The organism is Streptomyces sp. NPDC050121, assembly GCF_044460385.1.
GTDB classification, from domain to species: Bacteria; Actinomycetota; Actinomycetes; order Streptomycetales; family Streptomycetaceae; genus Streptomyces; species Streptomyces soliscabiei.
The window spans coordinates 173,693-181,753 of the sequence record NZ_JBITJV010000022.1 but is presented as its reverse complement, the minus strand read 5'-3'; the positions used below and the strand labels follow the sequence as shown (position 1 = coordinate 181,753).

Genomic DNA, 8,061 nt, shown 5'->3' with positions numbered 1-8,061 from the left:
TGTGCTGTGTGTTGTGCGCTTTCCGCGGGCCCCCCCGCCGGGGGGGGGGCGGCCGGGGGTTTGTGGTGTGGGGGGGGGGGGGGGGGGCGCCCCCCCGCCCCCCCCCCCCCCCCCCGCCTGACCTGCTGTTTCCTGCTATTTTGCCCGGTGTCGCTGCCCGCGGTTACTGGCGCTGGAGCGTCTTGAGCGGCGCCAGGTTCGTCTCGTGCGAGCCGGCCGGGGCGGGGCGCTTCGCCGTGGCGCCGACCGCGGCCTGACCGTCGCCGCTGTCGCTGCCGTTGACGGGTGCGGCGAAGGAGCTCGTCGGCGCGCCCGCCTGTGCGCCCGCCGGGATGTCGCCGTTGAAGTACGGGTGGTACACGAAGTAGGAGCTGCCCGCGCTGATCGTGGCGCCCACGGTGTTCAGCGCGGCCGGCGAGATCGAGCCGTTCACCCCGAAGGCCACCGCGCCGTTGACGCCGGCGGACTCCCGCTGGAAGTAGTTGGTCAGCTCGGCCGAGGGAGCCGCGGCGCTGGTGGTCCACAGAACCGGCCCGAAGACGTTCATCGCCGAGGCGGCCGACACGCCGTCACGCCAGGAGCCCGAGTAGGCGAGGCCGGCCTGGCTCGGCGAGGTCCACCAGAACATGGCGATGGCCACCGAGATGGACGGGTCCGTGGTGCCCGAGATCGGGTAGTACGAGTACGTCGACGGCCACCGCGAGAAGCTCGAGTGGGTCAGCGCGTACCTCGCCGCCGAACCGACCGGGATGATCATGGTCTTGTCCGGGTTCAGACTGTTGAGGTACGCCTGCGTCGACGCGGGCAGCTTGTTGCCGTTGGTGAGGACGACCCCGCCCGCGCTGGCCGCGCCGTCGGAGCCGGCCGCGGCCGCCGCAGACAGGGCCGCACGGTACTCGGTGGCACCGGCCAGGAAGACGTACTTCGGGGCGGAGCTGATGGTCTTGGCCACCATGACCGAGGTCGAGTAGGGGTCCGTGCCCGTCAGCCGCACCGGCGTGTAGCCGAGCGCCTTCACCTGGGCGGCGACCGTGTTGTCGAGAACGGCCGTGCTGCCGACCAGGTAGACGGGCTTGCCCGGCTTCAGGGTCCGCTTCAGCTCGTTCTTCGTCGTCGAGGACAGCCCGGTCTTCTGCGTCATCAGCACCGGGCCCTCCTTCCGGCCGGCCAGGGAGGGCGCGGTGACGGCGTACGCCGCGCTGTCCTGGTTGACCAGCACCGCGGACTTGGCGTCCATCAGGCCGGGCTCGCTGTGGCCGATGGTGTTCCAGGTCCACCGGGAGGCGGCGGTGGCGGTGAGGTAGGCGTTGTTGCCCCAGACCCGGGCGGTGGAGTTCTTGCGCAGCGGCTGCCAGCTGGGGTTGTCGCCCGTGGCGGTGTCCCCGACCTTGGTGAGTTCGCCGGTGGCCAGGTCGACGTACTCGGTGGTGTGCACGTCGTCGCTGTTGGGCGAGGTGTGGGCGTCGAAGACGATCCGCTTGCCGGTGGGCGACCAGGACGGGTTGGCGAACCTGCGCGGGCCGCTGGTGCGCTGCTTGACGTCGGTGCCGTCGGCGTTCGCCGTGAAGATCTGCCTGTTGCCGTCGGCGTCCTTGCGGACGAACGCCAGCTTGGTGCCGTCCGGGGACCAGGCGGGCTGCTCGGCGTCGGCGACGGCGAGCTTCACCGTCTTGGGGCCGGCGTCGTAGACGTACACGCCGGCGGCGTCGGCGGCGCAGCTGCCGGCACGGCGCTCGAACGCGACCAGGCCGTCGACGCTCACGCTCGGCTCGGAGTCGCAGACGGTGGCCGGCTCCAGGTTCGCCGGGATCAGCGGGCCGGGCGCCCAGGAGGCATCGGACGGGCCGTAGGCGAGCTGGCCGCCGCTGGCGAAGACGACGAAACGGCCGCCGTTCCAGAACGTCAGGTCCTCGTACGGGGCGCTGGAGCGCAGGCCCTGCGCCCACGGCAGGGCGAACCTCTTGGTGCCGTTGGGCAGGACGCTGTAGATCTGGCCGGACACGCTGAGCACCCGGCTGCCGTCCGGCGCCCAGGTCGCGTAGCTCCCCACGGTGGGGATCCGGCCGGTCGTGCCGGTGGCGGCGTCGATCACGCCACCGCCGTCGCTGAGGATGCGGCCCTCGGTGCCGGGCCAGGGCCCGGCGTCGTCGGCGAGGGCGCCGGATGCGGTGGCCAGGGTGCCCGCGGCGGCGAGCACCACCGCGGTGGCGAGCGCCGCGGTACGGCGGCGCGTGAAAAGTCTCAAGTTGTCGACCCCCCAGGGATCACAAAAATGTCGATGCGCATGTCGATGGAGCCGCGCGCGGGCCGGGTCGGCGTCGTTCCCCCGTCGCCATATCCCCCGTCGACCACACAGCCGTTTCACAGCGGCTGGATCACCCTAGTGCGCATCAGACCCATAGGGAACGAAATAACGAGCCACAACTGTTCGACACTGCGCGGGTTTCAGGTCGCCCGGCATGCCTCCGCTCGCGCCTTCAACAGGTCCCGTTCCCGGGCGTTGGCCGTCAGCTCCGCCGCGCGTTCGAACTCCGCTCCCGCCTCCGTCGTACGGCCCAGGCGCAGCAGCAGGTCGCCGCGGACGCTGGGGAGCAGGTGGTAGTCGCGCAGGGCCGGCTCGGCGGCGAGGCCGTCGACGATCTCCAGCGCGGGTCCCGGGCCGTCCGTCATCGACACCGCGACCGCGCGGTTGAGTTCGACGACCGGGGAGGGTGCGCGGGCGGCCAGCAGGCCGTAGAGGGTGGCGATGGCCGACCAGTCGGTGTCCTCGTAGGTGGGGGCGTGCGCGTGGCAGGCGGCGACGGCGGCCTGGAGGGCGTAGGGGCCGGGGGCACCCGTGGCTGTGGCGCCGGCGCGGTCGAGGGCGGCGATGCCCCGGGCGATGAGCCTGCGGTTCCAGCGGCGGCGGTTCTGGTCCCTGAGGAGGACCGGGGCGCCGTCGGGGGCGGTGCGGGCGGCCGTGCGGGCGGCCTGGAACTCCAGCAGCGACGCCAGGCCGTGCACCTCGGGCTCCTTCGGCATCAGCGCCGCCAGCTGCCGGGCCAGCCGCAGCGCGTCCTCGCACAGCGCCGGGCGCAGCCAGTCGTCGCCGGCGGTGGCCGCGTAGCCCTCGTTGAAGATCAGGTAGATGACGTCGAGGACCGAGCCGAGCCGGGCCTCCCGGTCGGGGCCGTACGGCACCTCGAAGGCGACGTTCTTTGCTGCCAGCGTCTTCTTGGCGCGGACGATGCGCTGGGCGACCGTCGCTTCGGGGACCAGGAAGGCGCGGGCGATCTCGGGCGTGCTGAGGCCGCCGAGCAGGCGCAGGGTGAGGGCGATGCGGGCCTCGGCGGACAGCACCGGGTGGCAGGCGGTGAAGACGAGCCTGAGCAGGTCGTCGTCGATGTCGTCGGGGTCGGCGCTCTCCTCGGGCGCGGCGGTCGTGGTCTCCAGGTCGCGGCCGATCTGCTGGAGTTTGCGGGCGTAGTTCTCCCGGCGGCGGACCAGGTCGACGGCGCGGTGCCGGGCGGTGGCCGTGAGCCAGGCGCCCGGGTTGTCCGGCACTCCGTCCCGCGGCCACTGCTCAAGCGCGGCGACCAGCGCGTCCTGTGCCAGCTCCTCGGCGATGCCGACGTCCCGCACGACGCGGGCGACGGCGGCGATGACGCGGGGCGACTCCAGACGGAAGACGGTCTCGATGGCGGTCCGGGGATCCGAGGCGGCACGGGCCGCCGGGGCGGGCCGGGAGTTCGCGGCGGGCCGGGGGTTCGAGGCGGGCTGTTGTTCCACGACCCACCATCGAACACCCCGCGCCGCGCTCCGACCAAGGAACGCACCGACGCGCACCGACGTACGCAACGGGGAACGCTCAGCCCTCGGCGATCTCCCGCACCTCACAGGTCACGGTCCAGAAGTCGTCGTGGACCTTCAGGAAGCGCTTGGCCCACTCGATGGCCTCGGCCTGGTCCTTGCACTGCATGATCGCGTAGCCGCCGACTGCTTCCTTGGACTCGGTGAAGGGGCCGTCGGTGACGGAGATCCTGCCGCCCTCGAAGTGCACCCGGGTGCCCTGCGAGGTCGGGGTCAGCCCCGCGGTCTCCAGCATCACGCCGGCCTTGGTGAGCTCCTCGATCAACTCCCCCATGCGCTGCATCAGCTCGGGGCTGGGGCCCTCGGCGGGCGCGTTGTTCTCGTCGAGCCGCACGAGCGACAGGTAACGGGGCATGGTGACTCCTCATGACGTCCGGAGGACTCCGGCGGGCCGGGTCCTTCCCGGCCTCTCAACCCTGCGTCGAACGGCGGACGGCCGGATCGACACGCTCGCCGGAATTTATTTCAGCGACTTCCACAGCGCGCTCGCCGCCGGTTCCTCGGCCACCACCCGGTTGGGGTCGGAGGGGGCCGGCACGACGGGCATCATCACCGTCCTGACGTGGTCGGCGGAGAGGTTCTTCAGGCTCTGGCCGAGCTTGGTCAGCTCGGAGAGGGAGTTCAGGCCGGTGTCCGTGGTGAGGCTGCCGGTGACGGCGTCGGCGACGGCGTAGAGCTTGGTGGGGCTGGTGAGGAGGTCGGTGGCGGCGATCTGTTCCAGGAGGGCCTTCACGATCTTCTGCTGGAGGCCTATGCGGCCGAGGTCGCTGCCGTCGCCGATGCCGTGCCGGGTGCGGGCCAGGGCGAGGGCCCGGGCGCCGTTCAGGTGGTGGGTGCCCGCCTTGAGGTGCAGGTGGCTGTCGTCGTCGTCGATGTCCGCGTCGGTGGCGACGGTGACCCCGCCGAGCGCGTCCACGAGTTTCGCGAAGCCCGAGAAGTCGACCTCGATGTAGTGGTCCATGCGGACGTCGGTGATCGACTCGACGGTCTTGACGGCGCAGACCGGACCGCCGACCGAGTAGGCGGTGTTGAACATCGCGCCGTACGCCACGCCCGTCGAGCCGCCGTCGGCGAGCGGGCAGGAGGGGCGGGTGACGAGGGTGTCGCGCGGGATGCTGACGACGGTGGCGGAGGTGCGGCCGGCGTCGATGTGCACGACCATCGCCGTGTCGGAGCGGGCGCCGGTGCTGTCGCCGCCGCCGAGTGCCTGGTTCGCCGCGCCGCTGCGCGAGTCCGAGCCCAGCACCAGGATGTTGACGGCCTCGGTGGGCAGCGGGACGGCGGACGCCGAGCCGGACGGGGTGGGCGCCGGCACCGCCTTCGCGGGGCGGTCGTCGCCGAGCGCGTTGTCGATGTCGACGCTCTTGATGTTGCCGTTGAGGTGCCAGTAGGCCCAGCCGGCCGTGCCGACGCCCAGCACCAGGACGGCGGCCAGGGTGAGGCCGGCGGCCTTCAGCGCTCTCGACCGCCTGCCCGCCCCCATGCCGCCGTCCGGCCCGTTCGCGTCATGTCTCGCAACGTCTCCCGTCACAAGGCGAACATAGGTCCGAGTTGTGAGCGAAGTGTCAGGAGAGCGGACGCGAGCCGAACTTCTTCCGAAAATCTCATGATTCTCAGGACAGGATCAGCGCGGGATCGGCCCGCAATCAGCCCGAGGTCAGCCAAGCATCACCGTCGGCGCCGGATTGCTGCCGCTCCAGCTCGCGTTGAACCCGAACGACACCGAACCCCCGTCCGGGACCGTCCCGTTGTACGAGGCGTTCTGGCACGTGACGGCCGCGCCGGACTGGGTGCACGTGGCGTTCCAGGCCTGGGTGATCTGCTGGCCCGCGCCGTATGTCCAGGTCACCTTCCAGGACGACAGCGAGGCGCCCGAGCAGGAGATCGTCACGTTCCCGGTGAACCCGGTGTTCCACTGACTGCCCACGCTGTAGGCGGCCGTGCACGCACCCGTCGGCGGCGGAGTGGTGGTCCCGCCGCCGAGCGCCTCGGAGATGCCGTAGTACGCCGGCTTCGGCGCGTAGCTCGCGTCGTACGGCGTCGCCGCGCCCTGGCCCGGGAAGGTGCTCTCCACCCAGGAGTCGGAGTCGGTGAAGCCCCATACGGTCATGTTCACGCAGCGGGCGACGGCGACGCAGGCGGCGGTGACCGCCTTGTAGTCGGCCTTCTGCTGAGCGAGCTTGGCGCTGTCCGAGGGCAGCGTCATCCGGATGTCGAGCTCGGTGATCGCCACGTCGACGCCGAGGTCGGCGAAGCGCTGGATGTTCTGCTGGAGGGAGGACGGCACCTGGCCGAGGATGAGGTGCGCCTGGAGGCCGACCCCGTCGATGGGAACCCCCCGCTCCTTCAGCGACTTGACCAGGTTGTACAGGGCCGTCGACTTCGCGTTCACGCCCTCTACGTTGTAGTCGTTGATGTACAGCTTGGCGGCGGGGTCGGCGGCCCGCGCCCAGGTCAGGGCGTCCGCGATGTAGTCGGTGCCGAGGCCGTTGTACCAGAGGGTCGGGCGGTAGGTGCCGTCCTCGTTGAAGGCCTCGTTGACGACGTCCCAGGCGGCGAGCTTGCCCTTGTAGCGGCCGACCTCGGTGCTGATGTGGTTCTGGAGCAGGGTGCCGAGCTGGGCGGGCGTCCAGCTGCCGTTCGTCAACCAGTTCGGGTTCTGGCTGTGCCAGACCAGGGTGTGGCCGCGCACCTGCTGGTTGTGGGCCTGGGCGAAGGCGACGATCTGGTCGGCCTCCGCCCAGTTGAAGGTGCCCTGGGCCGGCTCGACCGAGCCCCACTTCATGGCGTTGCCGGGGGTCAGCGAGCTGAACTGCGCCCCGGCGAGGTCGCCGTAGGTGCCGGTGAGCTTGGAGCCGGTGACCGCGGTGCCGATGACCTTGCCCTTGGCGGCGCCGAGGTCGCGCAGCGGGGTGTCGGCGGCGTGCGACACGGGGGCCGCGACGAGCAGCGCCGCGGCGGCGGTGGCCCCGGTGACCAGTGTGGTCAGCCAGGTCCGTGCGGAGAGGGTTCTGGAGGATCTCATTGCGGGTGCCTCCGAAAGTTTCGGTCGTCCAACCGATTGACTTCGGAGGAGTGTGGAGGCGCCCACCACACCCGTCAATACGTCAACTTCCGGCCACGCCGGCTCCCTCAGGAGACGGGCGGCGCCCCCGTGCTCGTGCGCACCACCAGACTCGTCGCCAGTTCCACCCGCGTCGCCGTCGGCGCCTCCTCGGACGCCGAGCGGCCCAGTTCGAGGACCAGCCGGGCGGCCGCCTCCGCCATCTCCGTCAGCGGCTGGCGGACGGTCGTCAGCGGCGGGCCGACCCAGCGCGCCACCGGCAGGTCGTCGAAGCCGACCACGCTCACGTCCTCCGGGATCCTGAGGCCCAGTTCGCGGGCCGCTTCGTAGCAGCCGAGGGCCTGGAGGTCGTTGCCGGCGAAGACGGCGGTCGGCCGGTCGGGGCGGTAGAGCAGCTCGCGGCCGAGGCGGTAGCCGGTCTCGTGGTGGAAGTCGCCGATCTTGACGAGGTCCTGCTCGACCGGCAGCCCGGCCGTCTCCAGCGCGGCCCGGTAGCCGTCGATCCGGGCGCGGCTGCACATCATCTGCGGCGGCCCGCTGATCGCCCCGATCCGCCGGTGCCCCAGCTCGATCAGGTGGCGGGTGGCGGCGAGGCCGCCCTGCCAGTTGGTGGCCCCGATCGACGGCACGTCCGCCCCCGGGTCACCCGCCGGGTCCATCACCACGAACGGGATGGAACGGCTGGTCAGCAGCGCCCGCTGGGACTCGTCCAGGCCGGAGAGCACGAGCACGACGCCGTGCGGGCGGCGGGCGGCGACCTGGTCGGCCCAGGTCCGCCCGGGCGTGAGCCGCCCGGCGCTCTCACTCAGCACCACGCTCAGTCCGGCATCCCGCGCCACGTTCTCCACGCCCCGGATGACCTCCATCGCCCAGGCGCTCTCCAACTCGTGGAAGACCAGGTCGATCAGGGGGGAGCGGGTCGCCTCGGCGCGGCGGCGCCGGTAGCCGTGGGCGCGCAGCAGTTCCTCGACGCGGGTGCGGGTCGCGGGGGCGACATCGGCACGGCCGTTGAGGACCTTCGAAACAGTCGGTGCCGAGACGCCGGCCTCGCGGGCGATCTCCGCGAGCGTCGCGGTCTGTGTCGGCCGTGCTTCTGTCCGCGTTTCCACGGGCTCCGAGGGTGTCATGGCGGCGATCGTATCCCCACG

Annotated in this window: 6 protein-coding genes; all 6 read right to left on the bottom strand. The window is 71.8% G+C overall.

Features of this window, described 5'->3' with window-relative positions:
• Positions 1-163: 163 nt before the first annotated feature.
• The 6 genes from ACIBTS_RS30065 to ACIBTS_RS30040 all read right to left on the bottom strand — a co-directional run bounded on the left by ACIBTS_RS30065 (position 164) and on the right by ACIBTS_RS30040 (position 8,040).
• Entirely contained in the window at positions 164-2,245 is a 2,082-nt protein-coding gene (locus tag ACIBTS_RS30065; protein WP_399323471.1) for a cell wall-binding repeat-containing protein, read from the bottom strand.
• Positions 2,246-2,445: 200 nt separating this feature from the next.
• The gene (locus tag ACIBTS_RS30060; RefSeq protein WP_399323469.1) at positions 2,446-3,768 is read right to left on the bottom strand and encodes an RNA polymerase sigma factor; all 1,323 of its coding nucleotides are present in this window, start codon (positions 3,766-3,768) and stop codon (positions 2,446-2,448) included.
• A gap of 79 nt (positions 3,769-3,847) precedes the next feature.
• Positions 3,848-4,204 (bottom strand): YciI family protein, encoded by a 357-nt coding sequence (locus ACIBTS_RS30055; protein ID WP_399323467.1) that lies wholly within the window; start codon positions 4,202-4,204, stop codon positions 3,848-3,850.
• 105 nt (positions 4,205-4,309) lie between these two features.
• The gene (locus tag ACIBTS_RS30050; RefSeq protein ID WP_399323482.1) at positions 4,310-5,332 is read right to left on the bottom strand and encodes an LCP family protein; all 1,023 of its coding nucleotides are present in this window, start codon (positions 5,330-5,332) and stop codon (positions 4,310-4,312) included.
• 174 nt (positions 5,333-5,506) lie between these two features.
• Positions 5,507-6,874, bottom strand: a complete 1,368-nt coding sequence (locus ACIBTS_RS30045; protein ID WP_399323465.1) for an endo-1,4-beta-xylanase — start codon at positions 6,872-6,874, stop codon at positions 5,507-5,509.
• Positions 6,875-6,981: 107 nt separating this feature from the next.
• Positions 6,982-8,040 carry a LacI family DNA-binding transcriptional regulator gene (locus ACIBTS_RS30040; RefSeq protein WP_399323464.1) on the bottom strand — a complete coding sequence of 353 codons (1,059 nt, stop codon included), beginning with the start codon at positions 8,038-8,040 and terminating at the stop codon, positions 6,982-6,984.
• Positions 8,041-8,061 lie beyond the last annotated feature (21 nt).